Consider the following 25,706-nt stretch of genomic DNA (forward strand, 5'->3'; position numbering starts at 1 on the left):
CACGCGTTGATTTGAAGTGGTGTTTATTTCAACGCAATATATGAAATAACAAACGATCCCGCTTCGGCGGGATTTAGTACAACCCCGTGCAAGCCTATTGGCGCAGCTCGGGGTTTTTGCCGAATAGCAAAAAAAGATCTCCGTAGGAGTTCAACCGTTGAACTCCTACGGAGATTGTTTCATATATAGATTATGTCTACCCCGAGCTGTGCCTGACGGCTTTGCTCGGGGTTATCCAAGTAGAAGCCCTTTCGGGCTTCTATTATCACTTTGTCACAGTTACATAGCGGGGGCTGTTATCACTTTGTCACAGTTACATAGCGGGCTTCTATCACCACCGAGTGACAGTCACATTACGGAACTGAATATCCTTTCCTTCGCTTTGAAGGCCAATGTGTCCGCTTTTCACTTTGTTTGTTCCGGTATTCTGGTAGACACCATTGATATAGACTGTGATTGTACCGTCTTTTACCCAGATATTGGCTTCGTTCCATTCGCCGGCTTCTTTCTCGCTGGAGGCATTTGCTTTCTTTACAACCGGAAATTTCGGGCGTTCTGTTCCCGGGCGTTGATGAAACTCAAACAGATCAGAACCTCCTAAACAGACAAAATCGCCTGCATTTCCGGCTTGCAACTGACATTCGATGCCGTTCGGAAAAGGATTGTTCGGCTCGTCGATCAACAGGAATATACCACTGTTATTCGGTTCATTAGGCCATCGCCACTCCACATGCAGTTTATAATCGGCATACCTCTCTTTGGTATACATATACCCCAGCGTACCTTCAATACAAATCACACCGTCTTTCACGGAATAGACCTGCTCCGCCGGTTTTGAGTTCTTATCGACCACAAAGCTCCAGTTCGACAAATCCTTTCCATTGAATAACTTCTCTGTCTTCTGAGCCGACAGATTCAGCCCAAAAGCAATAAACAATACACTTAATACATAGATCTTTTTACTCATAACAATCGCGTATTTAATTTAACTTTCTGTATCTCACCCGTTTCGGCTCTTCGTATCCGTTTTGTTTCCGTTTGTATTCTTCGTATTCCGAATAGGTTCCTTCGTAGTAAACCACATTCGAATCACCTTCAAACGACAGGATATGCGTACAAATACGATCCAGGAACCAACGGTCGTGGGAGATAACCACCGCACATCCGGCAAAGCCTTCCAAGCCCTCTTCCAAGGCGCGCAGGGTGTTCACGTCGATATCGTTGGTCGGTTCGTCGAGCAACAACACATTGCCTCCGGCTTTTAGTGTCAGCGCCAGGTGCAAACGGTTCTTCTCACCACCCGACAGTACGCTGCAAAGCTTCTCCTGGTCGGCGCCGTTGAAGTTGAACTTCGACAGATAGGCACGGGCATTCACCTCCTTATTGCCGACTCTGATCAACTCTTGTCCGCCGGAAATCACCTGATAGACCGTTTTGTTCGGGTCGATATCTTTATGGGTCTGGTCTGCATAACCGATCACCACCGTCTCTCCTACCTCAAAATTACCTTTGTCTACCGATTCCATCTCCATGATCATCTTAAACAGGGTGGTTTTACCGGCACCATTCGGCCCGATCACCCCTACGATACCATTCGGCGGAAGCATAAAGTTCAAATCGTCGAACAATAGCTTTTCACCAAAAGCCTTCGCTACATGCTGCGCTTCGATCACCTTATTCCCCAAACGAGGCCCGTTCGGAATAAAGATTTCCAATTTTTCTTCTTTTTCTCGCTGGTCTTCATTCAATAGCTTTTCATACGAATTCAAACGAGCTTTACCTTTGGCCTGACGGGCTTTCGGTGCCATGCTGATCCATTCCAACTCGCGTTCCAGGGTCTTCCGGCGTTTGCTGGCCTGTTTTTCTTCCTGCGCCATGCGTTTGGTCTTTTGATCGAGCCAGGAAGAGTAGTTACCCTTCCAGGGGATACCTTCGCCACGGTCGAGTTCGAGAATCCAACCGGCCACGTGATCGAGGAAATAGCGGTCGTGCGTAATACAGATCACCGTTCCGGCATATTGCTGTAAGTGCTGTTCCAACCAGTCGATCGACTCGGCATCCAAGTGGTTGGTCGGCTCATCGAGCAGTAACACATCGGGTTGTTTCAATAACAACCGGCAGAGAGCTACCCGGCGGCGTTCACCTCCCGACAGCGTATCGACCACCTGATCTTCCGGCGGACAACGCAAGGCGTCCATCGCGCGTTCCAGACGGCTGTCCAGGTTCCAGGCATCGCTGGCATCGATCTTATCTTGCAACTCAGCCTGACGAGCAAAGAGTTTATCCATTTTGTCAGCATCTTCATAATACTCCGGTAACCCGAATTTCTCATTGATCGCTTCATATTCGGCCAGTGTATCTACAATCTCCTGTACACCTTCCTGCACGATCTCTTTGACGGTCTTGCCCGCCTCCAACTGCGGATCCTGTTCCAGGTAGCCCACCGAATACCCTGGCGAGAATACCACGTCACCCTGAAACTCCTTTTCCAGGCCGGCAATAATCTTTAACAGCGTCGATTTACCGGAGCCATTCAGACCGATGATACCGATCTTGGCACCATAGAAGAAAGAGAGATAAATGTTTTTAAGCACCTGCTTCTGGGGAGGATAAATCTTATTCACTCCCACCATTGAAAAAATAACTTTTTTGTCGTCTGCCATATTCTTTTGTAGTAATTGATTAAGCTTTTATAAGTTTGATGGCAAAGATAGTGAAAGTCGAACGCAGAGCCAAACTTGTTTGCTTTACGCTTCGCTAAGCGACCGATGGTTGAGCTATGCTGAGACGCATCTTATTCTCAGCCTCCCGGCGTCGAAGACGCATCACGTTGATAAACCCCATGTGGAGCAATAGCGGAGCATGGGGCATTGGGGGATATTCATTTTAATCGGCCTCGAAGAGGTCGGACTAATAATATAAATATGGGACGGTACCACCTCTTCGAGGCCAAGGAAGAGAGTTGCTCCACTCTGCCCCATGTTCCGCTATGCTCCACATGGGGTTTATCAACGTCATGCGTCTTCGACGCAATACATACCAGACTAATTTTAAGTGTTTCCCTTCCAAGTGACAACTTTTTCAGTCCGTAGGACAACTTGTTGGCTGAGCATGGTCGGCCATTTGGCTCACCATTGTCAACCAATTGGTCGAGCACTGTCAACCAGTTGGCCGACCATGCTCAGCCAATAAATCCTCCTGCAGGGATAATGCTCCCTAAAAAGGTTGTCAGTTGGGTTGCTTTTGTCCTATACGTTGTAAAAAGAGCTATTTTGTAACCTGCCGTAAGATTTGTGTAACATGACGATGGTAGTTGGTCAGCCTTTAGGGGCTATATTTGTGCATCATTTTTAAATATCTATTATATGAGTAAGACACCACTATTTTTTCTTTTCATTTTTTTGTCATTCCTTTTTGTTCCGGTTCTACAGGGACAAACAACGACAACCCTTGATTTCGAATCGGGTAATATCGAGGGATGGACCAAGTTGAATATCGGCGAAGGGATCGATATTACACAAGAAGATAAACATGGCGGGAAATACGCCTTGAAGATGGTCAACGGAACAGGCACCGATGCCTGGAGCGTGCAGGTGGCGGCTCCGGCGGTCAAACTGACTTCCAGAAACACCTATAAGGTCACGTTCTGGGTTCGCGCTGTCGGCGGCGGTGGCAAAGGGCGTATATCGACGCGCAGTGGAAATCAGTTGGGCGGTCAGTATTGGCCTGATTTTACTGTTTCGAATGAGTGGCAACAGATCGAGTTTAAGGACCTTACAGCCGGTGGTAATTCGGTGGAACTGGTGTTCGACATGGGTTACGTTGCCGGAAAAACCTATTATATCGATGATATTGTTATCGAAGAGACATCCACTATAAAATCAGAAAACGAACACGTTCGCATGAATCTGACAGTAAATGGAGCCTCCCGCTCGATGTTGGTATACGAACCCCTCGATCTTCCGGAGAACCGTCCATTGCTTGTGGCTTTCACCGGTATGAATATGGATGCAAACGGCATGCTCGACGGAGGCAAATTCTGGATGGTTGCCGACACCGCGAAATTTGTTGTAGTCTATCCCGAGCCACCCGCGAGCTCCTGGGATCAGACAGGCGATTCCGACCTGAATTTCTTCTCAGCTATTATCGACGATATGTATGCCCGCTATAAGATCGACAAAAAACGAGTCTATATTACCGGCTTCTCCTGGGGTGGCAATTTCTGTTACCGCATTGCCAATAATATGGCGGATAAAGTAGCTGCCATGGCTCCTATCATGGGACATTCCTGGGGACCCAATCCGAATGTGGCTCAAAGTTCTCATCCGATGCCGATCCACCAGATAACCGGCCGGTATGATGATGTATTCAAACCTGAGTATGTGCCGGCGATACTGGATAAATGGATCGAATGGAATAAGTGCGCTACGCCTCCTGTGGTGACCAATCCTTATCCGGCCGGAAGTACGACCAGCACGGTGGAGAAAAAGTTCTGGATAAACGAGGCTACCGGAGTAGAAATGATCCAGCTCACAACACCCCATGGTCATTCCGTTCCCTACGATCCGAAACAGATCATGGCGAATCTGGAAATATGGAATTTCTGCAAACGATATTCACTCGACGGAAAGATCGGTGATGAAACCTCCAACGCGGAAATCAAGAAACCGGAAGCGGTTGCCGTGTCGGAAGAGTATTACAGCCTGACCGGACAAAAAATACCCAACCCGAAAAATATTCACCAGAAAGGTCCGTTTATTGTAAAAGTTAATATGTCGGACGGCACAAGCCAGTCCAAGAAAATCCTTCAGTAATATGAGATACTTACGAAATAAGCTGTTCCTATATCTGTTCGCATGGATAACCATCGGACTCTCTTCCTGTGGCGGGAAGTCGGAAAAGGCTGTTTCGTCTACTATCCCTTTACTGGAAGTTCAAGGGGAGACAACACTTGACGAACTGTTAGAAATCGTCGATTGTACTCCCTTGGAACTTTCAGAAAAGAGTCTTATGGGAAATATTCACAAAATGAATATATACCAAAAGAAATACTATATATTAGACAGAGTACAAACCAGGAAAGTACATGTGTTTCATTTCGATGGTTCTTACAGTCATTCTATCGGAAGTACAGGAGGTGGTCCCGGGGAATATAGTGCTATAAAGGATTTCACCATAGACGAAGAGAACGAACGAATTGCCATATTGTCCCTTCCGGCAACCGTTTATATGTATGATTTATCCGGAAATTTTCTGTTTTCAAAGAAAATCGGTGAGATATTATTCAACAATATATGCAGTACACCGGAGGGGTTTGTCTGCTCAACCAACCATAATACCCTTATAAAGGAAGAGGATGCATTCCTGTTGTTTTTCTTCGACAAGAATGTGGACTTAAAAGAAAAGCGCATTCCCTCACAGTCGGCTAAGGTATCATTTCCTCCTTTCGTGACCAATCCACTTATTTCTACCCCAAAAGGGCTTGTCTTTTTTGATCATTTTACTTCGACATTCTACCATTGTCCTCATAATTCTCCTCAAGAAATGCAACCCTTTCATTTTGAGTTAGACGCACCGATTCCTCCGGAGGCTTATGCTGACCCTATGCTGTTTTTTAACAGCCAACAAAATTCTTCTTTTTTCTTGGAGTCGTATGTTGTAGACAATACCCTATGGGCTTTTCTTGTTAAAAGGGGGAGACTCACTTTTCTCTTATTTAATATGGATACGGGCGAGAAGGTTTTCAAAGATCATAAAGATTTCAATCTGGAGATCTTAGATTACGAAGAGGGATATCTCTATTCTTCATTGAATCCATCCTTTATTTTAGATAATGGAAATGGGCACTACCCACTAAACAAATCCGCCAGATATCCCATAGAAGAAGAGGGTAACAGGGTTATTGTGAGATATAGAATAAAGTAAAAACAAAGAGAAATGAGAGTCCATACCTACTATATATTAATTATTCCTTTTATTCTTTGCCTTTTGTCATGTGGAGGGAAAAAGACTGATCAACAGGAAGAAACGAAGCTGGATTTAACAGCCCCCGTATCCATCGAGATAAAAGCCGCTGACATCAATAAAGAGAAGGGAGTCCAAGGGGTAATTTCATGCGTGTCATACATTCCATTGTCTGACGAAGTGTTATTAAGCAATATAAATAGGGTGTTGGTTTCTGGTGATTATATCTATATACTTGATCGCAGCCCGAAAATAGTCTGTTTCAATAAAAAAGGAAAAGCAATCTATTCGATTGACCAAAAAGGAACCGGTCCCAAAGAATTTGCCAATCTTAGGGATTTCACTTTAGACAAAGAAAATGGGCTGTTGGTCGCTTACGACAATGGAAAACGACGACTGTCTTATTACGACATAAAAACAGGAGCCTATTTATATGACAAACCGATCACTTTTTTAGCTCCCAAAAACATCTGTCTGACTCCGGAAGGGTTTTATTTTCACACACCTGAACATTATAACTACGCGAATGAAAAGGAGAAACATTTTTTCCTTTTCTACTCGAAAAGTGGTGAAAAGATCGACTCCTCTTTCCTTCCGCATGATGCCATTGCTGACTATGCTTTTGGCTTGGGGGATCCACATCCATTCTTTTACAACGATGACAATATCTTGTACAACAAGCCATTCGACAATCGAGTGTATCTATTGGAGAATGGGGGCATAACTCCTTTTGCGAACATTTCCTTGCCCAACTTTCTTCCTATGGAGAAAATAGAAGATAAAATGGATCCTGTCACGTTGAGCCATTCCGACTATTCATTCGGAATATCGGATCTCTATATAATAGATAATGTTTTACACTTTTCGTTCAGCAAAGAGGGGTATATACAGACTGTGTTTTTTGATTTGGAGCAAGGCCGCTTACTCTATTGTGGCACAAGAGTATCGGGTGTCCCAACAAAAGAGTTACCTCTGTATTCGATCATATCCGGTGCATCCGGGCAGTATTTTTTCTCGATTGTTTCTCCGGAACAGATTTTTGAGCGGCAGGAATCACACCCGGAACTATTACCAGAACAATTAAAAAACCTGGCTGAAGACGCAAACCCGGTATTGGTTTTTTATAAAATTAATAAGTAGTGATGCATGTAAGAAATCTTTTTGTATTAATTCTTTGCCTTCCACTCTTTTCCTGTGTAGAAAAGAACCAGGGAGTATCGTTCCCTTCAAATGCGGTTGTATTGGAATATGATCAGGCAAAAGATATCGATTTCGATTATTCTCTTTTGTTTGACTCGGTAGAGATTGTTCTCTTAGATACGCTTCATGACGCGTTTCTAACGGAGTATTTTCATATAAAATATGCCTTCGATCGCTTTTTCGTATCGAGTAAAAGCCATCAACTGTTTGTTTTTGATCGTTCCGGCAAATCTCTCTTGAAGATTGACAACAAGGGGGCAGGACCTCAGGAATATATAGAATTGAGGGGATTTGACCTATCACTTAAAGATTCGCTTGTTTGCTTATATACCTATCCTCCGAAACTGATGTGGTATGATTTAAACGGGAAGTTCATGCGTCAAACAATTGTTGAAAATCAAGGGTTTGATTTTGCTTTATTAGATAATAAGGGGGCGGTCTATGAAAAGAATGCGATCGACAACAACAAGGGTGGTGCCCAGTTGTTGAATTACTTAGATCTTTCAACCGGTAAAATGGAGATGAAGATACCCGGCTATGCCTTCCTTAATGGCAGACTACTCCCAACCTATCAACGAAACAATGCCTTTACCCGGACCTCTTCCGGCGAGCTGCTGTTTAACGACCCTTTGTCAAATTATCTCTATGTTTTGTCGGATGAAGGTGTGGAGGTAAAGTATATATTGGACTTTGCCCAGAAGAATCCGCCCCAAACAGACAACACACCTCTTATGGGCAGTTCGGAATCATCCACAGAGTATATCAACAAAAACTTTCCGGTATATGGATACAACAATTGTTGGGAAAATGCGCACTACTTTTTTATTAACATGAAAACAGATAATGAGAAAGAAGAAAGTCTATTGTATGACAAACAAGAAAAGCAGTTGTATGCAGGATACCTTAGAAACAATATGCTTGGAGGATTTAACTCTTACAATGTAATGGCTACGGATGAATGGCTGATCACCTATGTTACCTCGGAGCAAATTACTGACATCAAACAACTCATCGAAATACAAGAAATAGGTGCGATGAAGGGCCGTGTGATAGAGTTTATCAAACAATTAGACGAAGAGCAGGGGAACCCAATCATTTGTATGTATCACTTTCGGAAAAGGATTGATTGAAAAACAGCGTAAGGGTATTGGTTATTTACATTTTCATATAGATAAGCAGGGGAAGAAATCAAAGAAATCACTACCTTTGTGGCTTTATTTTAAACGACAAAGAGTGAATGCTATGAGCGACATGATTATAAACAGTGAAGAAGAGAAGAAAAGCTTGAATTTCATTGAAGCAATGGTTGAGAAAGACCTGGCGGAAGGTAAGAACGACGGAAGGATACAGACCCGTTTCCCGCCGGAGCCAAACGGCTATCTGCATATCGGCCATGCGAAGGCCATCTGTATGGACTTCGGGATTGCTGAAGACTATAACGGGATATGCAAACTCCGTTTCGACGATACCAATCCGGTCAAAGAGGATGTCGAGTATGTGGATTCCATTATGGAAGACATCAAATGGCTTGGTTTCCAATGGGACGAGGTGGTTTATGCATCTGACTATTTCCAGCAATTGTTTGACTTCGCTGTTGAACTGATCAAGCAGGGAAAAGCCTATATAGACGAACAAAGCGCCGAAGTGATCGCTCAGCAAAAGGGCACCCCTACCCAACCGGGCACGGAAAGTCCCTATCGCAATCGCCCGGTAGAGGAAAACCTCGATCTGTTTATGCGTATGCAGGCCGGTGAGTTCGAAGAGGGCAGCATGATCCTGCGTGCCAAGATCGATATGGCCTCTTCCAATATGCACTTCCGCGACCCGATCATGTACCGCATCATTAAAACGCCGCATCACCGTACAGGCAACGAGTGGAAAGTGTACCCGATGTATGACTTTGCCCACGGACAGAGCGACTATTTCGAAGGGGTGACCCATTCATTATGTACGCTGGAGTTCGAGGTGCATCGTCCCTTATATGATTATTTCATTGATCTGTTACAAAAAGATACGAACTACCGCCCCCGTCAGATCGAGTTCAACCGGTTGAACCTGACCTATACGGTGATGAGCAAGCGCAAACTATTGCAATTGGTCAAAGAGGGATTGGTGAATGGATGGGACGACCCCCGCATGCCGACTATCTGCGGTTTCCGTCGTCGCGGCTATACGCCGCAATCGATTCGCAACTTCGTTAAGAAGATTGGTTACACCAAGTATGACGGTATTATCGACGTGGCCCTGTTGGAACATGCCATCCGGGAAGATCTGAACATCAAGGCACCCCGCGTGTCGGCAGTGATCGATCCGGTCAAGCTTATTATCACTAACTACCCGGAAGGGCAGGTGGAAATGATGGAAGCCATTAACAATCCGGAGGATCCGGAAGCCGGAACGCATGAAATAGCCTTCAGCCGCGAGCTCTATATCGAACGGGAAGACTTTATGGAAGAAGCTCCGAAGAAATTCTTCCGTATGACGCCCGACAAGGAGGTACGCCTGAAAGGTGCCTATATTGTGAAGTGTACAGGATGCAAGAAGAACGAGGCCGGCGAAATCGAAGAGATCTATGCCGAATACGATCCGAACACGAAAAGCGGTATGCCCGATAGCGGCCGCAAGGTGAAAGGAACGCTCCACTGGGTATCTGTCGAACACAGCCTACCGGCGGAGGTGCGCCTGTATGACCGCCTGTTTATGGTGGAGAATCCTTCGGAAGAGAAAGACAGGGACTTCAAGGAACTGTTGAATCCTGACTCGTTGCAGGTATTGACCAACTGCCGTGTGGAAGCGGAATTGAAAAAGGCGAAGCCCTATGACAACTTCCAGTTCCAACGCATCGGATACTTCAACCTGGATCCCGACAGCCGGGAAGACAAATTGGTATTCAACCGGACTGTTTCCCTGAAAGACAGCTGGAGCAAAGTAAAAGACAAAGCATAATTTATTTTACAGACTGAACTATCTTTTGGATGAAGAAAGACGAAATTTCACGTCTCTTGAATCGTTATCTGAACGCCCGTCAGGAAGAGAAGGATATCTATTTCGATGCCGATGAAGTGGATGAGTTATTGAACAGCCTGGAAGAAGAGGACGACTACACCCTGTATGATGATCTATTGGCGCTTGGGTTAAAACTTCACCCGGGCAATACCGATCTGTTGATCCGTAAGAGCCGGAAATACATCATCGATGAAGATTACGAAGAAGCGCTCTCGCTCTTATCGGACTTGGGCGATTCGTTGGGACAGGAAGTCGATCTCTTGACGATGGAATGTTATGCTTCATTGAATGATTACCCCAAAGTAAAAGCATTGACCGAAAAATTGATCCGGGAAGAGGCCGATTATATGGAGATTGTGTTTGAATATATCTCTCCTTTATTGAACGACCTGGACATGCTCGAAGAAGCCTATGAATATATCCGCTGGGGACTTTCTCTCTTTCCTAAAAACATCATCCTGAAAGAAGAGTGGTGTTTTGTATTGGAAGCCCGGGGAGAGTATGAAGAGGCGATTGTGCTTTGCAATGAGTTGATCGACAGAAACCCCTACTCTTTTGATTATTGGTTTGCCTTGGGGCGGATTCATTCGTTATCCGGCGAATACGACAAAGCGATCGAGGCTTTCGACTTTGCCCTGACCTGCGACGAATCGGAAGTGGAAGTGAAGATGCTTCGCGCCTATTGCCTTGTGTTGAACGAAAGTTTCGACAAAGCCTTGGAGGATTTCAATGATATCCTTGAGATGAACAAGGAGGACGATGAGTTGATGGAGCGTCTTTTCCCATTGATAACGGAATGTTATCTAAAGATGGACGAGGGAGAAAAGGTGTATGAACTCTTGCAACCCTATATATATGGCAAAAACCTGGTTTATGATCCGACGTTTTATATTCATTATATGAATGCCTGTGTCATGACCGGCCGCGAAGAGGAGGCCTACAGGGTGATCGAAAAAGCCGCATTGTTATTCCCGGAGAATATCCGTTTGCAGATATTATTTTTCTTCCTCTACATGGAACAGAAGCAAGGGAATGGCGAATACCGGATCACGCTGGAGCAAATCGCGGCTCGGGCCAACGCGCTCATCGCTACGTACGAATCAGACACCATTCCGGAAAGCCTGTACAGCAAAGGATTGTTTTTTATGATCATCAACGATATACCCCAGGCAATCCGTTTCTTTGAAAAGGCAGCCACGATACAACCGGATATGGAACTGTTACATATTTTCCTTTCTGTGGCCTATATGATGGCCGGCGACGAGGAAAACAGCAACCGCCACCTGCAACAGGCACCTGACGATGAGAAGAAATTGTATATGCAAATGACGGATACGGGGTTGGATGCCTCTTTTCGTTTAGTAAACGAGGCGGTAAACAAGAAACCAAGCGTGAACGATCTGCTTACGGAAGCCTTTTTCCGGAAAAAAGAAAATAAAAATTGATTCAATATGAAAAGGACAATCAAGGATTATACGGTTTTATTGCTGAAAGGGATAGGAATGGGAGCTGCAGATGTGGTACCCGGCGTATCGGGCGGCACGATTGCTTTTATTGTCGGCATCTATGAAGAGTTGATCGAGTCTATCAAGAGCATTAACGGAGCCAGCCTGAAACTCTTCTTTACAGGGAAATGGGCGGCCTTCTGGAAGGCGGTAAACGGAAACTTCCTGCTTGCATTGGTGACGGGAATCGCGATCAGTATCTTTTCTTTAGCGAAACTGATCACCTGGCTATTGGAAACGCATCCAATCCTGGTATGGTCATTCTTCTTCGGATTGGTACTGGCCTCTACCTGGTTTGTGTCGAAAGATATCCGCAAATGGGATTGGAAAACCATCGTTTGCTTTCTTATTGGTGCCGCTATCGCCTTGTTTATCACCATTGCCACACCAGCAGAAACGCCCAATGGCCTTTGGTTTATCTTCCTTTCGGGAGCGATCGCTATCTGCGCGATGATACTTCCGGGCATCTCCGGTAGTTTTATTCTGGTATTGCTGGGCAAGTATTATTATATTATGGATGCGGTGAAGTCGTTTGATATTCCTATTATGCTGGTCTTTATCTGCGGCGCGGCCATCGGTATCACCAGTTTCGCCCGCGTTCTTTCTTATACGCTTCGCCGGTTTCATGACATAACGATAGCCGTTTTGGCGGGATTTATGCTGGGATCGCTCAATAAGGTATGGCCGTGGAAAGAGACGATAGAATCTATGGACAAACATGGAATGGTTCAGATTGCCGAATCAAACATTCTCCCGAATGAATATATCTGGCAGGGTTTTGCACTGATGGTTATCGGATTCTTACTGGTTTACTTTTTAGAAAAACTCTCCGGAAAGAAATAAATAGTTCTTTTTTGAAAATGAAAAACGGAGTTCCTCTTGTGAGAAGAACTCCGTTTTTTGTTAAGTTATTGGTTAAATGTATCTTTGTTTTTATTGCAATCTTTTCAATCTGTAAAGCAACTGCTGAAGCGCTTCCTGGAAATCATCCATCAAGCCGGCCGAGAAATCTTCCGTAAAGTGTTTACGGCCTTCCTGCACATGATCGTAGAATCCTTCGACATGCTTGATAATATTATTCGGTGTTTTAATTTGCGGAACAACAATATCCAGGTCGCCAACCAGGGCGTAAGATGTTTCAGCCACACTATCCAATGTTTCATTCAATGAATCAATGGCCTGGTCTAACGCCATATGTTGCGCATAGCTTGCCGGTCCGGTCACATGCCAATGAAAGAGTTTCAGGCTTACATTGAAGGCATACAACTCACCGATAAAATCAGCTAATTCTTTCTTACTCTGACTTGCACTCACTGTCTTTTCTTTTACTTTTGCTTCCATACTTCTTTTTGTTTTTTAGTTATTCGATTTACTACTAATAGAACAGCAAGATGATGCGGAAGGTTTAAAAGAAAGACTGATCAGCTTATAGACAGCCTCTATATTTCAAGGGAAACATGTAGCTATCAACGACTTAACAGATAGCTTTTGAAAGCCGAAAAGTCCTTCGAGAGCTCCTCAGATTGCTTTTCTCCCTGCATAAAGGCACGGAGTTTGGCCGGAATTTCTATATCTGCTTGAAGAATTTCATCGACCGTTCCTTTGAATTTAGCCGGATGTGCCGTTTCTAAGAACACCCCTGTTTCACCGGCTTGCAACCCGTCTACCAACGCCTGATAGCCACAAGCGCCATGCGGATCCAACAGATAGCCGTCGGATTCATAAACACGCTTCATCGTTTCCGCTATCTCTTCGTCAGTGTATCGGTAGCCCGAGATCAGGTTTGTTATACGGGTATGCGTATCCATATCATGTCCATAGAGATCAATGATGCGGGCAAAGTTACTGGGATCGCCAACATCCATCGCGTTCGCAATGGTGGCTACGGAAGGACGCGGGTTGTATTTCCCTGTTTGCAGGTATTCCAGAAAGACATCATTGCGGTTGTTGGCAGCAATAAAGCGTTTGATAGGCAATCCCATGCGGTGGGCAAACAATCCGGCCGTGATATTCCCAAAGTTACCGCTTGGCACACAAATCACCAGGTCGTCAGCCTTCCCTACCCGATCCAACTGCGCATAGGCATTGAAATAATAGAATGACTGCGGAAGAAAACGGGCTACGTTAATCGAATTGGCCGAAGTCAACATCAGGTGTTCATTCAGTTCTTTATCCATAAAAGCCGCTTTGACCAACGCCTGGCAGTCATCAAACGTGCCATCGATCTCCAAAGCGGTGATATTCTGTCCCAAGGTAGTGAACTGACATTCCTGGATAGGGCTTACTTTCCCTTTGGGATAAAGCACATACACATGAATGCCTTCCACACCCAAGAAGCCATTGGCCACAGCACTACCCGTATCACCCGAAGTAGCCACCAGGACATTCACCTGTTTGAGTCCCTGCTTACGGATAAAATAACCCAACAAGCGAGCCATAAACCGTGCCCCGACATCCTTGAATGCCAATGTTGGTCCATGAAACAATTCCAGGGAATAAATATCTTTACTTACGGGAACAACCGGTGTTTCAAACGACAAGGTCTCTTTTACGATCCTGTCTAACGTATCGGCTTCTATATCTTCCCCGAAAAATGCGCGTGCCACTGTGCAGGCGATCTCGTGAAAAGACCTGTTTTTCAGGTTTTCAATTACCGAAGCGTCCAACGGAATGATGCGTTCCGGCATATAAAGTCCCTTGTCTTCTGCCAATCCTTTTACAACTGCCTTCTCAAGGGTTGCCCAATCGGCTTGTTGATTTGTGCTGTAATATCTCATGTTTAATGGAATGTTTCAATAAATAATAAATTGTCAGGATAATAATTCCCGAATAAACTGGTCTCTTTCCAACAGGCCATACTTTCCTTCTATGACCGATTGTTCGTCGTAACGAGTCACTCTGTCGGGTGCTACTCCCGTTTTATAGATCAGGAAAGGTACCGGTGTGTTGGTATGTGTGCGGATAGCACATGGAGTTGGGTGGTCGGGTAAAACAGCCAACGCCACCGGCTCATCCCATGTTTGCAATTCTTCGAAGATAATACGCACGGCACGCTGGTCCAGGTTCTCGATGGTTTTCACCTTCAGGTCGACATCACCCTCATGCCCTGCTTCATCGCTTGCTTCGATATGCAGATAAACCAGATCGTTTGTCCGCAAAGCTTCCAGGGCAGCATGCGCTTTTCCTTCGTAGTTCGTGTCGTACAATCCGGTCGCCCCTTCCACCGGAATATTGGTCAGTCCGGCATACTTGCCAATGCCCTGAATCAAATCGACAGCAGAGATCACCGCTCCATTCTTCAAACCATACATATCCATCAGGGTACGCATGGCCGGACGGTAACCGGGCGACCAGGGCCAGATGCTATTCGCCGGATCTTTTCCTTCGGCGATACGTTTGAGGTTGATAGGATGATCTTTCAATATCTCCTGTGAGCGCAGGATAAGCGCATTCAGCTGCTCAGCCGTTTCACGCGCCTCCTCTGTCAGCGGTTTGATCAATAACGGACGGAAAGGATGTAGTGGCACATCATGTGGCGGGGTACAATCCAATCGTTTATCGCCGTTTTTCACTACAAGCAGATGTCGATAAGAGACGCCGGTGTGAAATTTCACCTGCTCCGACCCCAGCCTTTCATCCAGAAACCGGATCAGTTCATCCGCCTCTTCGGTGGTTATATGCCCGGAGGAATGATTCACCAAGATGTCGTCTTTCACGTAAACCAGATTGCATCGCATCGCCATCTCACCCGGTTTCAGGTCAACGCCTATGCTGGCTGCTTCCAGTACACCTCGTCCTTCGTACACTTTTTCTAAATCGTAACCTAATACGGAAAGGTTAGCGACTTCACTTCCCGGATGAAATCCATCCGGTACTGTCTTTAGTTGCCCTGTCACGCCTAACGTAGCCAGTTTGTCCAGGTAAGGTGTATGGGCAAATTCCAATGGAGTTTTGTTACCAAGCATTTCGATAGGCTCATCGGCCGCTCCATCGGCAAGAATTATAATTGTCTTCATATTGTATGTCTATTGGCAGTGCCGGATTCCTACAAACAAACCCTTTCCTGCCAATGCTAAGTTTACCGAATATTGGCTATCGATATAATATCCGAAAATACTCCTGCTGCCGTCACATCGGCACCGGCTCCATATCCTTTGATAACCATTGGATACTCATAATATCTTTCGGTGGATATCATGATAATATTATTACTTCCTTCCAACTCATAGAAAGGATGATGGCTGTCGACCTCTTGCAGTCCCAGCATACATACGCCCTTATCCATGGTAGCCACAAAGCGTAAACGCTTATGTTCTTTCTCCAACTTTTGCCGGCGGGTTTCAAACGACGCATCTACTTCCTGCACATTCTTCCAGAAATCATCCAGCGAGCCTTCGAAATATTTCTCCGGAATGATACACTCCTGTTTCACATCCTTTTGCTCCACCTTATAACCGGCTTCGCGCGCCAGGATCACCAGTTTGCGACATACATCCTTTCCACTCAGGTCGATGCGCGGATCGGGTTCGGCATAACCGGCCTCTTTCGCCATGCGGATCGCCTTGCTGAAAGGGATATCCGCGCTCAGCGTATTAAAGATATAATTCAATGTACCGGAAAGCACAGCGGCCAGTTTCAGTATATGGTCGCCACTGTTGCGTAGATCATTCATGGTATTGATGATCGGTAGGCCGGCTCCCACGTTTGTCTCGAACAGGAATTTGATATCCCGCTTGCGGGCTGTCTCTTTCAGCGTCTGATAATTCTCGTATGTAGAAGAGGCGGCCTCCTTATTAGCGGCAACAACGGATACATTATCATTCATCAACCGTTCGTATTGCGCTGCCACCTCCAGGCTGGCCGTACAGTCGACAAAGACGGAATTAAAGATATTCATATTCAATATCTCATCAGCCAGCTGCTTCGGACTGCTCGGTACTCCCTTCTCGTTCAACTCGCCCATATAGTCCTCCAGGTTGATCCCTTCGCGACATAGATAGGCTTTCTTGGAATTGGAGATACCCACCACTTTCAGTTTCAGTCCGTTTTGCTCCATCAATTTGGGCTGCTGCACGCGGATCTGCTCCAACAAATGCGCTCCCACCGTGCCTACTCCCGCGATAAAAAGATTCAATACCTTATATTCGGAAAGGAAAAAGGAGTCGTGAATGGAGTTTAAGGCTTTGCGCAGATACTTCAGTTTGATAACAAAAGAGATATTTGTTTCCGAAGCCCCTTGCGCACAGGCAATCACACTGATCCCGGCACGTCCCAGCGTACCAAACAGCTTGCCGGCTATACCCGGCGTACGTTTCATGTTTTCCCCTACGATAGCTACGGTGGCCAGTTCTTTTTCCGCCGTCACATCGCTGATCTCGCCAACAGAACGTTCCAAGGCAAACTCTTCGTTCAATACCTCTACTGCCAGATCGGCATCGGCATTTCGCACGGCGAATGTAGTGTTGTTCTCCGAACTGGCTTGCGACACCATAAATACGCTGATGCCATTCTTCGCCAGTGTCTTGAATATACGGTAGTTTACACCGATCACGCCAACCATACCCAATCCCTGTACTGTGATCAGGCAGGTATCATTGATCGATGAAATACCTTTGATTATCGCCTTTCCACCCTCCTGCCCTTTCTCTTTCGAGATATAGGTGCCGGGCGCTTCCGGGTTAAAGGTATTCAATATGCGAATAGGGATATTCTTATGGTAAACCGGATAGATCGTCGGCGGATAGATCACCTTCGCCCCGAAGTTACAAAGCTCCATGGCTTCGGTAAAGGTCAAGCGGTCGATCACGTAAGCCGAACTGATCACACGCGGGTCGGCTGTCATAAAGCCATCCACATCCGTCCAGATCTCCAATACGGAAGCGTCTAACGCTGTGGCCAGAATAGAAGCTGTATAGTCGGATCCGCCACGTCCGAGATTGGTCACCTCGCCCGTTTCAGCGCTCGTCGAAATAAAGCCGGGCACCAGAGACACCTGCGGCAGCGGCGTGAATGTCTCTTTGATCAAACGATTCGTTTCATCAAAGTCGACAATATGTTTATTAAATTGAGATATCGTTTTTACGAATTTGCGCGAATCAAACAGTTTCGCATTGATCACACGGGATATAATAGTGGAAGAAATACGCTCTCCATAGCTTACAATCGCATCGGACGTCTTTGTAGAAAGGTCATTGATCAGATAAACACCCCGGAAGATATTACCCAGCTCCTCCAACAGATGCATCACCTTTTCCTGCACCTCTTTGCGCTCTTCTGTATCGGGGATAACACCTTCCACCACATCCAAGTGGCGGGTAACTATTTCAGAAAATGCTTTTTCATAAGCCACATCACCCTTGGCGGCCAGTTGGGAGGTAGCGATCAGCTTATCTGTGATGCCACCTAAGGCAGAGACGACTACTACGACGGGCTCTTCAACAGCCTCTACGATCTTTTTTACATTCAAGATACTATTTACGGAACCTACGGATGTTCCGCCAAATTTCAATACTTTCATCGTATTCTAATATGTTATGATTGAATAAGAAACCGGACCTGCCGGTATGAATTTAAAAAGAGGCAATACTTAAATTGCGACAACCAAAGGGCCTGGCCTCTTTGCGTTGTGGTGTGTAGATCATACCCCCCAAGGGGTTGTTAATGCCCATGTAAAATAGGCGAACGTCGTGTTCCGGATGTGTAGTGTTTTGTTTCTAACTTGCATAGTGAGGGCAAATTTACACATTTTGCGCTGTAAACCAAAGAGAATATCATTTATTTTCCTCCTGCTCGCGTTCCAAATCAGCCCGGCTCTTACTCTGCGTCACCAGATAGACTCCCACAAACACCAAGGCGGCAGCCAACAGCTTCAGTGGTCCGAAAGTGTCTTGCCCCACCAATACGGTGATAAGCGAAGCTACAATCGGCTGCACATAGTTATACATACTAACCGTTGTCGGGCGTATCCGCTTCAGCGACATAGGGATAAGCAGATAGGGAAGGAAGGTTGCTCCGAAAAGCACATACGCAATGGCGGAGATCTCCTTCAGGTCTATCCCGGCATGCTGAAATGCTGGTGATTCCGCAATATGACTGTAGGTAAATGGCAATAACATCAGACTCGCGAAAAGGAACATCCATTTCATGATGGTGACCGATGAATACTTCTCGGTCAAAGGCTTTGAGAGTACAAGGTAGACCGAATAAGACAGGCCACTGGTGACAATCATCAGATTGCCCGACAGGCTGCTGGCACGTCCGCCCCCGTCTGCCGATTGCAGAATAAGCATCACCGCCCCGCCTATGCCCAGGAAAACACCAAATGCCTTCTGGCGTGTGATAGGCTCTTTCAATATTATAGCCGCCAGGATCATCACAAAAATGGGCACTCCGGTGGCAATGATAGAGGCATCGATCGGCGAGGTCACATTCAAGCCCTGAATAAACAATCCTTGGTTCAAGGCTATCCCACAAAAGGCACAAACAAACAACAAACCGATATCTTTCAAAGGAACAGATTCTTTGTGTACAAAAAGGGAGGTGATCCAGAACATAACGCAGGCAAAAAGCATACGCATAATCGTCAATGCTTCAGGGGTAAGATGCCCGGGTAAGAGGTATTTGGAAATCGGCATATTCACGGCAAACAGTACATTTGCCAAAAAGATCAACAGATGACCTTTTATTTTTTCTTTCGACATCATTGCCTTGCTTTATAAGATGACGCAAAGGTAGTGATGTTTCAATGATTTCAAAAGCCTTAAAAATAATTCTCACCCGCGTGAGAAAAAATTCTCATGCGGGTGAGAATAAAAATTAGTGTATATCTTTACCGAATAAACAAGTGAGATATGAAACGGATTATTGAGATATGTGCTAATTCAGCGCAGAGCTGTGTAGAGGCGGAAGCGGGAGGCGCGACCCGGGTAGAACTATGCGCAGCTATTCCGGAAGGAGGCACTACCCCCAGTTATGGCGAGATAAAGATGGCCAAGGCGCTTACATCACACATCAGGATCCATGTGATTATCCGTCCCCGTGGCGGAGACTTTCTGTACACCGAAGCGGAAATTCAATCGATGCTATACGATATTGAATTATGCAAACAGCTCGAGGTGCAGGGGGTAGTCTTTGGATGTCTTACCCGGGAAGGAGATATCGACACCGTCCTACTGAAACGGTTGATCGATGCAGCCCGGCCCCTGTCGGTTACCTTCCACCGCGCCTTCGATGTATGCCGTGACCCTTTCACGGCCCTGGAGCAGCTTATCGAAGCAGGTTGCGACCGTATCCTCACCTCCGGACAGCAGCCAACAGCCGAACAGGGCATTCCCCTGATCGCTGAATTGGTAAAAAGAGCTGGTGACCGCATTATTATCATGCCCGGATGCGGCGTGCGCGAAACGAATATCGCCCGGATTGAATCGGAAACCGGCGCCAAAGAGTTTCACACCTCCGCCAGAAGCACTGTTTTCAGCCAGATGGAATACCGCAATGAGCGTGTACCCATGGGAAGCAGTCCTGTCACCTCGGAGTTCGAGACAGTGCAAACGGATCGCGAAAAGGTAGCGAAGTATTTATGATTCGGCTACAGCCGGTAGCGTTTCCTCGTCATCATCGTCGTCGTCTTTAGGTTCAGGCCGCACAAAGAAAGCACTCAATTCGAAGAGAGCGTACAGCGGGATAAAGACAATGGCTAAGGTGAACGGGTCGCCACTGGGCGTAATAAAGGCGGCTAACACCAATAAAGCGACAATGGCATGTCGGCGATAGCGATGGAAAAATCCACGATGGATCAGGCCTAACTTCGACAATAACCACGATAATAGAGGCATTTCAAAGATAACCCCCATCACAAAGATCAACATCAGGAAGTTATCCATATAGGATTCTAGGGAGACCTGTTCGGTTATCGCCTCACTAATCTGGTAAGTAGCCAGGAAACGAAGTGTAACCGGAAAAACCATAAAATAACCGACAGCACATCCTAAGAAGAACATACCTGTCCCGAAAAAGAATACCCAGCGGACATTCTTCTTTTCATTTTCATAAAGAGCCGGACTAATAAACTTCCATACTTCAAACATCAAATAAGGGAAAGTCAATACCAACGCCAACCAAAAAGAGGTGGTCATGTGGGTAAAGAACTGCGAAGCTAATTTGATATTGAATATATGAATTCGGAACGTGGGATCACAAAAGTCGGTTACAATTTTCAATAGCGACCCGGACTTACAAAACAAACGGTAAGTCCAGAAGTCACCACGGGTAGGCGCCATAATGATACCATCAAAAATACCATTTTCTCCCCGCATAAAAGCAAACAGGAGTATGGCAAACAAAAACAGCGCACCAATGATACGAAAGAGAGTCCAACGAAGTTCTTCCAGGTGGTCCCAGAATGACATTTCATCTTGTTGCATCTCGTTCTCTTATTTCTTATCGTCTGTGTCGTCTATTTTGATGTCGTCTTCCAAACCTTTCACACCATCTTTGAAGTTTTTCACTCCCTTGCCGATTCCTTTCATCAGTTCAGGAATTTTCTTTCCACCGAAGAGTAACAAAACAATGATAGCGATGATCACAATCTCACCTGTTCCCAGGTTACCGATAAATGCTAAATGGTTCATACGTGTTGTATATTATCGTTAGTAATTTTTTCTAATTCTAACGGCAAAGATACTATTCAAAAGCAAAGACGCCCAATTTATCAAGGATTTATTACCTTTGCACCGTCTTAAAAATCTGAAATTAGAAAATTATTAGAAAATGAAAGCGTATGTATTTCCCGGCCAGGGAGCACAATTTGTAGGGATGGGTAAGGATCTGTATGACAACAATCCATTAGCCAAAGAGATGTTTGAAAAAGCAAACGAAATACTTGGTTTTCGCATTACCGACCTGATGTTTGCCGGTACTGATGAAGATCTGAGACAAACCAAAGTGACTCAACCGGCCATTTTCCTTCACTCCGTTATATTAGCAAAAACATTAGGCGAAGACTTTCAACCGGATATGGTTGCAGGTCACTCCTTAGGTGAGTTTTCTGCCTTGGTAGCTGCCGGCGCCCTTTCTTTTGAAGACGGGCTGGTATTGGTCTCCAAGCGCGCCATGGCGATGCAGAAAGCCTGCGAACTAACTCCGTCTACGATGGCAGCCGTATTGGCCTTGCCGGACGAAAAGGTAGAAGAGATCTGTGCCGGCATAGACGATGTGGTGGTATGTGCCAATTATAACTGTCCGGGACAGCTTGTTATCTCGGGAAGTATGTCGGGTATTGAGAAAGCTTGCGAGCTGATGCTTGAAGCGGGTGCCAAGCGTGCTCTGAAATTGAATGTAGGTGGCGCCTTCCACTCTCCGTTGATGGAACCGGCCCGTGCCGAACTGGCTGAAGCGATTGAAAAGACAGCGATTAACGCTCCTGTCTGCCCAATCTACCAGAATGTAGATGCCAAACCGGCTACCGATCCGGCAGTTATCAAAAACAACCTGATTGCACAATTGACAGCACCGGTGCGTTGGACACAAACAATCCAGCATATGATCGCCGATGGTGCCGATCATTTCACGGAATTAGGCCCGGGAAGCGTCCTGCAGGGATTGATCAAAAAGATCGACCGCTCGGTGGCAACCGAAGGGAAACAATAATAAAAAAGCCTCCTTTCGGAGGCTTTTTTATTGCTTTAAAATCTTAAGGTCCTTAAAATTGTGGATTATCTACCTTCTCATCTAATAGAGCCAGGTTGATCACTTCGCTGATGTCTTCTACATAATGGAAAGTGATTCCTTTCAGGTAGTCCTCTTTTATCTCATCGATATCTTTCTTGTTTTCACGACAAAGAATCACCTCCTTGATACCGGCGCGTTTGGCTGCCAGAATCTTTTCTTTGATTCCGCCCACCGGAAGCACCTTACCGCGAAGCGTGATCTCGCCTGTCATCGCCAGATGCTCCTTCACCTTACGCTGCGTAAAGGCTGACACCAACGAAGTTACCATCGTTATACCGGCACTCGGCCCGTCTTTCGGAATAGCTCCCTGCGGCACATGCACATGTACATTCCAGTTTTCAAACATCTCTTCCGGAATACCAAACATAGAAGCGTGCGCATGTATATATTCCAGCGCAAGCATAGCCGATTCCTTCATTACCTCGCCCAGATTACCGGTCAGGGTAAGCTTGGATCCTTTGCCTTTGCTCAGGCTGGCCTCCACAAACAAAATGGCACCACCCACCGCGGTCCAGGCCAGGCCGGTTACCACGCCTGCATATTGATTTCCCTGGTATTTGTCACGGGAATATTCCGGAGCACCCAGGTATTCCTGCAGCATATCGGGTGTGATCTGCGACGGTATCTCCTCTTCCGAGGCAATCTTCCGAGCGATCTTACGGGTGACCTTGGCAATCTTTTTATCTAATTCACGCACACCACTCTCACGCGTATAGGAATCCACAATGGCCTGAATGGTCTTTTTCGGGAACTTTACGGTCTTACGACCAATGCCATGCGCGTCCAACTGCTTTGGAATCAGGTGGCGGTTGGCGATCTCAATCTTTTCTTCCATGATATAACCACTCACCTCGATCAGCTCCATACGGTCGAGCAATGGCTGCGAAATGGTATTCAGGTTGTTTGCCGTTGCGATAAACATCACCTTACTCAGGTCGTAATCGATATCCAGGTAGTTATCATGAAACGCGCTGTTTTGCTCCGGATCAAGCACCTCCAACAGAGCCGACGCCGGGTCGCCCTTGAAATCGCTCGATACCTTGTCGATCTCATCCAGGATAAACACCGGATTCGACGAGCCGGCTTTCAATACGTTCTGGATGATACGCCCGCTCATGGCACCAATATAGGTACGTCGATGTCCGCGAATTTCCGCTTCGTCGTGCAGACCGCCCAACGACACGCGCACATATTTCCGGTTCAAAGCCTCCGCAATGGATTTTCCCAACGAGGTCTTTCCTACCCCCGGAGGGCCATACAGGCAGATGATCGGCGACTTCATGTCTCCTTTCAACTTCAGGACAGCCAGGTGTTCGATGATGCGTTCCTTCACCTGCTCCAATCCGTAATGGCCTTTATCCAATACCTTTTGTGCATGATTCAGGTTGAAATTATCTTTGGTGTACTCGCCCCAAGGCAGGTTCACAATGGTCTGTACATATTGTGTCTGGATAGAGAAGTCGGGCGACTGCGGATGCAGGCGTTCCAGCTTGCGCACCTCCTTATCGAAAGCCTCTTTCACATAAGCCGGCCACTTCTTCTTTTCCGCTTTCTTCCGTAGTTCATTTATCTCCTGATCATTGATATTGCCTCCCAGTTCCTCCTGGATCGTTTTGATCTGCTGCTGCAAGAAATACTCGCGTTGCTGCTGATTGATATCCTCATGCGTTTTCATTTGGATAGAGGCCTTCAACTGCATCAGCTGATACTCTCTATTCAATATGAATAACAAGCGATACGCCCGTTCACGCAGATCGTTTATCTTAAGCAACTCCTGCTTTACATCGGCTGTTACCGGCAAATTGCTACAAGAGAAATTCACCAGGTAAACCATATTATGGTTATTCTTAATGGAGAATATCAATTCGCGCGACGGCTCATTGGTATTACTCAGCATTTTGATCGTCAAGTCTTTGATAGTCGACAACAGGGCTTCAAACTCCTGATCGTTCCTATCCGGACGAATATCGTCCAACAGCGTCACCTTCCCGGTCAAGAAAGGTTCTGTTTCCGTTATCTCTTGGAGTTCAAAACGCTTCTTCCCCTGCAGTATCACAGTCGTATTTCCATCAGGCATTTCCAATACCCGCATAATATGAGCTACGACTCCAGTCTGATACAGATCCTCGAAACCGGGATCTTCTGTCTCAATAGATTTCTGGCATGTGACCCCTATGAGCTTCTTTTTGCGCACGGCCTCCCGTATCAATCGCATGGACTTCACGCGACCCACAATCACCGGAAGAGCAACTCCCGGAAAAAGTATCATATTGCGCAAAGGAAGAATAGGCAGTGTGTCACCCATTTTTTCCATACCTTGCGAAAAGTCATCATCTATGTCGCAGTCCATTATGACAGGAAGCACGACAGATTCAGTATCATCAAAACGATTGTTATAATGCATTCTGGAATTATTATTCTTCATTCTTTAATTTAGTCTCAATTTGTTGTATAACAGCTAAAACATAAAACGTGCCAAAGTTACATCATTTCATTCAATATTGGTTAATTTTGCCTTGTTTTAATAATGTAAGAAGATGGCTAATTCTTTTTTCCGGTTTAAGCAGTTTACTGTCAGTCATGAGAAGTGTGCAATGAAAGTCGGGACCGACGGAGTGCTTTTGGGTGCGTGGGCGCAGGCTGAAGAGGCGAAACGTGTGTTGGATATAGGCACCGGCAGTGGTTTGATCGCTTTGATGATTGCTCAACGTTGCTTTGCCGATATTGACGCTATCGATATCGACGAAGGGGCCTATACACAGTCGCTCGAGAATGTAGCCTCCTCTCCTTTTTCGGATCGAATAAAGGTGTTTCACCAATCCCTGGACGAATTCGCCTCACAAGGAAAAAATCGTTACGACCTGATTGTATCCAACCCACCCTATTTTGTCTCTTCCCTAAAACCGCCTACCGAAAACCGTTCACTCGCTCGCCATACCGATACACTCCGGCTGGAAGATTTACTCCGCCTAAGCCGCTCCATGCTCTCCGAGAACGGACGAATCGCCCTGATCCTCCCCTACGACCAGGAGGAGTTCTTATATACCCGAATGGAAGAGGCAGAACTCTTTCTTCTCCGGCAGACCGATGTTATCCCCGTTCTGGGAGGCTCTCCCAAGCGGATCCTGGTAGAGATAGGACAAAAGCCCGATATACTGCAAAAAGATACCTTAACGATTGAAATCGAACGCCACCGATATACACCCGAATACCAACAGCTCACCAAAGCCTATTATTTGAATATGTAATCGCTAAAACCGTACATAGTGTTCGTTTTTGAACAGACATACCATTTTGTTTTCT

General features: G+C 45.9%; 20 protein-coding genes. 10 read left to right on the plus strand and 10 right to left on the minus strand.

What is annotated here, in order from left to right; translation table 11 throughout:
* Positions 1-331: 331 nt before the first annotated feature.
* Positions 332-967, minus strand: coding sequence for a DUF1080 domain-containing protein (locus tag M2134_RS07165; protein WP_280752037.1), 636 nt, complete (start codon positions 965-967; stop codon positions 332-334).
* A gap of 13 nt (positions 968-980) precedes the next feature.
* Positions 981-2,663, minus strand: a complete 1,683-nt coding sequence (ettA, locus tag M2134_RS07170; protein WP_280752038.1) for an energy-dependent translational throttle protein EttA — start codon at positions 2,661-2,663, stop codon at positions 981-983.
* Between the two features lie 702 nt (positions 2,664-3,365).
* Between ettA and M2134_RS07175 the strand changes: the two genes are divergently transcribed.
* From M2134_RS07175 to M2134_RS07205, 7 genes are all read left to right on the plus strand, one after another.
* Positions 3,366-4,814 carry a carbohydrate binding domain-containing protein gene (locus M2134_RS07175; RefSeq protein ID WP_280752039.1) on the plus strand — a complete coding sequence of 483 codons (1,449 nt, stop codon included), beginning with the start codon at positions 3,366-3,368 and terminating at the stop codon, positions 4,812-4,814.
* A gap of 1 nt (position 4,815) precedes the next feature.
* The gene (locus M2134_RS07180) at positions 4,816-5,925 is read left to right on the plus strand and encodes a 6-bladed beta-propeller (RefSeq protein ID WP_280752040.1); all 1,110 of its coding nucleotides are present in this window, start codon (positions 4,816-4,818) and stop codon (positions 5,923-5,925) included.
* 12 nt (positions 5,926-5,937) lie between these two features.
* The gene (locus tag M2134_RS07185; protein ID WP_280752041.1) at positions 5,938-7,104 is read left to right on the plus strand and encodes a 6-bladed beta-propeller; all 1,167 of its coding nucleotides are present in this window, start codon (positions 5,938-5,940) and stop codon (positions 7,102-7,104) included.
* Positions 7,105-7,106: 2 nt separating this feature from the next.
* Positions 7,107-8,294 (plus strand): 6-bladed beta-propeller, encoded by a 1,188-nt coding sequence (locus M2134_RS07190; RefSeq protein ID WP_280752042.1) that lies wholly within the window; start codon positions 7,107-7,109, stop codon positions 8,292-8,294.
* A 112-nt stretch (positions 8,295-8,406) separates the two neighbouring features.
* Positions 8,407-10,110, plus strand: coding sequence for a glutamine--tRNA ligase/YqeY domain fusion protein (locus M2134_RS07195; protein WP_280752043.1), 1,704 nt, complete (start codon positions 8,407-8,409; stop codon positions 10,108-10,110).
* Positions 10,111-10,139: 29 nt separating this feature from the next.
* Positions 10,140-11,615, plus strand: a complete 1,476-nt coding sequence (locus M2134_RS07200) for a tetratricopeptide repeat protein (protein ID WP_280752044.1) — start codon at positions 10,140-10,142, stop codon at positions 11,613-11,615.
* A gap of 6 nt (positions 11,616-11,621) precedes the next feature.
* Positions 11,622-12,518: a DUF368 domain-containing protein gene (locus M2134_RS07205; protein WP_280752045.1), complete on the plus strand. Its 897-nt coding sequence runs from the start codon at positions 11,622-11,624 to the stop codon at positions 12,516-12,518.
* 90 nt (positions 12,519-12,608) lie between these two features.
* Here the strand turns inward: M2134_RS07205 and M2134_RS07210 are convergent, their stop codons facing one another.
* The 5 genes from M2134_RS07210 to M2134_RS07230 all read right to left on the minus strand — a co-directional run bounded on the left by M2134_RS07210 (position 12,609) and on the right by M2134_RS07230 (position 19,378).
* Positions 12,609-13,016, minus strand: coding sequence for a DUF5856 family protein (locus M2134_RS07210; protein ID WP_280752046.1), 408 nt, complete (start codon positions 13,014-13,016; stop codon positions 12,609-12,611).
* A gap of 125 nt (positions 13,017-13,141) precedes the next feature.
* A complete protein-coding gene (gene thrC / locus M2134_RS07215) occupies positions 13,142-14,452 on the minus strand; it encodes a threonine synthase (protein ID WP_280752047.1) in 1,311 nt (436 codons plus the stop codon).
* A 33-nt stretch (positions 14,453-14,485) separates the two neighbouring features.
* Positions 14,486-15,691, minus strand: coding sequence for a cofactor-independent phosphoglycerate mutase (locus M2134_RS07220; protein ID WP_280752048.1), 1,206 nt, complete (start codon positions 15,689-15,691; stop codon positions 14,486-14,488).
* A 62-nt stretch (positions 15,692-15,753) separates the two neighbouring features.
* Positions 15,754-18,192 carry a bifunctional aspartate kinase/homoserine dehydrogenase I gene (gene thrA, locus M2134_RS07225; protein WP_280752049.1) on the minus strand — a complete coding sequence of 813 codons (2,439 nt, stop codon included), beginning with the start codon at positions 18,190-18,192 and terminating at the stop codon, positions 15,754-15,756.
* A gap of 253 nt (positions 18,193-18,445) precedes the next feature.
* Complete coding sequence (locus tag M2134_RS07230; protein ID WP_280752050.1) at positions 18,446-19,378, minus strand: DMT family transporter; 933 nt, start codon at positions 19,376-19,378, stop codon at positions 18,446-18,448.
* A gap of 147 nt (positions 19,379-19,525) precedes the next feature.
* Here M2134_RS07230 and M2134_RS07235 point away from each other — a divergent pair, with 147 nt between their 5' ends.
* Positions 19,526-20,257: a copper homeostasis protein CutC gene (locus M2134_RS07235; RefSeq protein WP_280752051.1), complete on the plus strand. Its 732-nt coding sequence runs from the start codon at positions 19,526-19,528 to the stop codon at positions 20,255-20,257.
* Here M2134_RS07235 and tatC read toward each other — a convergent pair.
* Together tatC and tatA are read right to left on the minus strand one after the other, a co-directional pair.
* Positions 20,252-21,097, minus strand: a complete 846-nt coding sequence (gene tatC, locus M2134_RS07240) for a twin-arginine translocase subunit TatC (protein ID WP_280752052.1) — start codon at positions 21,095-21,097, stop codon at positions 20,252-20,254. The two genes, M2134_RS07235 and tatC, sit on opposite strands and share 6 nt — an antisense overlap.
* Positions 21,098-21,106: 9 nt before the next feature.
* Positions 21,107-21,304 carry a twin-arginine translocase TatA/TatE family subunit gene (tatA, locus tag M2134_RS07245; RefSeq protein ID WP_280752053.1) on the minus strand — a complete coding sequence of 66 codons (198 nt, stop codon included), beginning with the start codon at positions 21,302-21,304 and terminating at the stop codon, positions 21,107-21,109.
* Positions 21,305-21,443: 139 nt separating this feature from the next.
* Here tatA and fabD point away from each other — a divergent pair, with 139 nt between their 5' ends.
* Positions 21,444-22,322, plus strand: coding sequence for an ACP S-malonyltransferase (gene fabD / locus M2134_RS07250; protein WP_280752054.1), 879 nt, complete (start codon positions 21,444-21,446; stop codon positions 22,320-22,322).
* Between the two features lie 52 nt (positions 22,323-22,374).
* Here the strand turns inward: fabD and lon are convergent, their stop codons facing one another.
* Complete coding sequence (lon, locus tag M2134_RS07255) at positions 22,375-24,807, minus strand: endopeptidase La (RefSeq protein WP_280752099.1); 2,433 nt, start codon at positions 24,805-24,807, stop codon at positions 22,375-22,377.
* Positions 24,808-24,940: 133 nt separating this feature from the next.
* On the opposite strand from lon, the gene M2134_RS07260 reads away from it, so the two are divergent.
* Positions 24,941-25,651, plus strand: a complete 711-nt coding sequence (locus M2134_RS07260) for a methyltransferase (protein ID WP_280752055.1) — start codon at positions 24,941-24,943, stop codon at positions 25,649-25,651.
* The last annotated feature ends 55 nt before the right edge of the window (positions 25,652-25,706 follow it).

This window comes from Parabacteroides sp. PM6-13 (genome assembly GCF_029892605.1).
In the GTDB taxonomy this organism is placed as follows: domain Bacteria; phylum Bacteroidota; class Bacteroidia; order Bacteroidales; family Tannerellaceae; genus QVMG01.

Coding starts and splice junctions, on each gene's coding strand:
- M2134_RS07200 (WP_280752044.1), top strand. CDS start 10,140: ATGAAGAAAGACGAAATTTCACGTCTCTTGAATCGTTATCTGAACGCC.
- lon (WP_280752099.1), bottom strand. CDS start 24,807: ATGCATTATAACAATCGTTTTGATGATACTGAATCTGTCGTGCTTCCT.
- M2134_RS07205 (WP_280752045.1), top strand. CDS start 11,622: ATGAAAAGGACAATCAAGGATTATACGGTTTTATTGCTGAAAGGGATA.
- M2134_RS07230 (WP_280752050.1), bottom strand. CDS start 19,378: ATGATGTCGAAAGAAAAAATAAAAGGTCATCTGTTGATCTTTTTGGCA.
- thrC (WP_280752047.1), bottom strand. CDS start 14,452: ATGAGATATTACAGCACAAATCAACAAGCCGATTGGGCAACCCTTGAG.
- M2134_RS07210 (WP_280752046.1), bottom strand. CDS start 13,016: ATGGAAGCAAAAGTAAAAGAAAAGACAGTGAGTGCAAGTCAGAGTAAG.
- M2134_RS07180 (WP_280752040.1), top strand. CDS start 4,816: ATGAGATACTTACGAAATAAGCTGTTCCTATATCTGTTCGCATGGATA.
- M2134_RS07185 (WP_280752041.1), top strand. CDS start 5,938: ATGAGAGTCCATACCTACTATATATTAATTATTCCTTTTATTCTTTGC.
- tatC (WP_280752052.1), bottom strand. CDS start 21,097: ATGCAACAAGATGAAATGTCATTCTGGGACCACCTGGAAGAACTTCGT.
- M2134_RS07165 (WP_280752037.1), bottom strand. CDS start 967: ATGAGTAAAAAGATCTATGTATTAAGTGTATTGTTTATTGCTTTTGGG.
- ettA (WP_280752038.1), bottom strand. CDS start 2,663: ATGGCAGACGACAAAAAAGTTATTTTTTCAATGGTGGGAGTGAATAAG.
- M2134_RS07235 (WP_280752051.1), top strand. CDS start 19,526: ATGAAACGGATTATTGAGATATGTGCTAATTCAGCGCAGAGCTGTGTA.
- M2134_RS07220 (WP_280752048.1), bottom strand. CDS start 15,691: ATGAAGACAATTATAATTCTTGCCGATGGAGCGGCCGATGAGCCTATC.
- fabD (WP_280752054.1), top strand. CDS start 21,444: ATGAAAGCGTATGTATTTCCCGGCCAGGGAGCACAATTTGTAGGGATG.
- M2134_RS07195 (WP_280752043.1), top strand. CDS start 8,407: ATGAGCGACATGATTATAAACAGTGAAGAAGAGAAGAAAAGCTTGAAT.
- M2134_RS07175 (WP_280752039.1), top strand. CDS start 3,366: ATGAGTAAGACACCACTATTTTTTCTTTTCATTTTTTTGTCATTCCTT.
- thrA (WP_280752049.1), bottom strand. CDS start 18,192: ATGAAAGTATTGAAATTTGGCGGAACATCCGTAGGTTCCGTAAATAGT.
- M2134_RS07260 (WP_280752055.1), top strand. CDS start 24,941: ATGGCTAATTCTTTTTTCCGGTTTAAGCAGTTTACTGTCAGTCATGAG.
- tatA (WP_280752053.1), bottom strand. CDS start 21,304: ATGAACCATTTAGCATTTATCGGTAACCTGGGAACAGGTGAGATTGTG.
- M2134_RS07190 (WP_280752042.1), top strand. CDS start 7,107: ATGCATGTAAGAAATCTTTTTGTATTAATTCTTTGCCTTCCACTCTTT.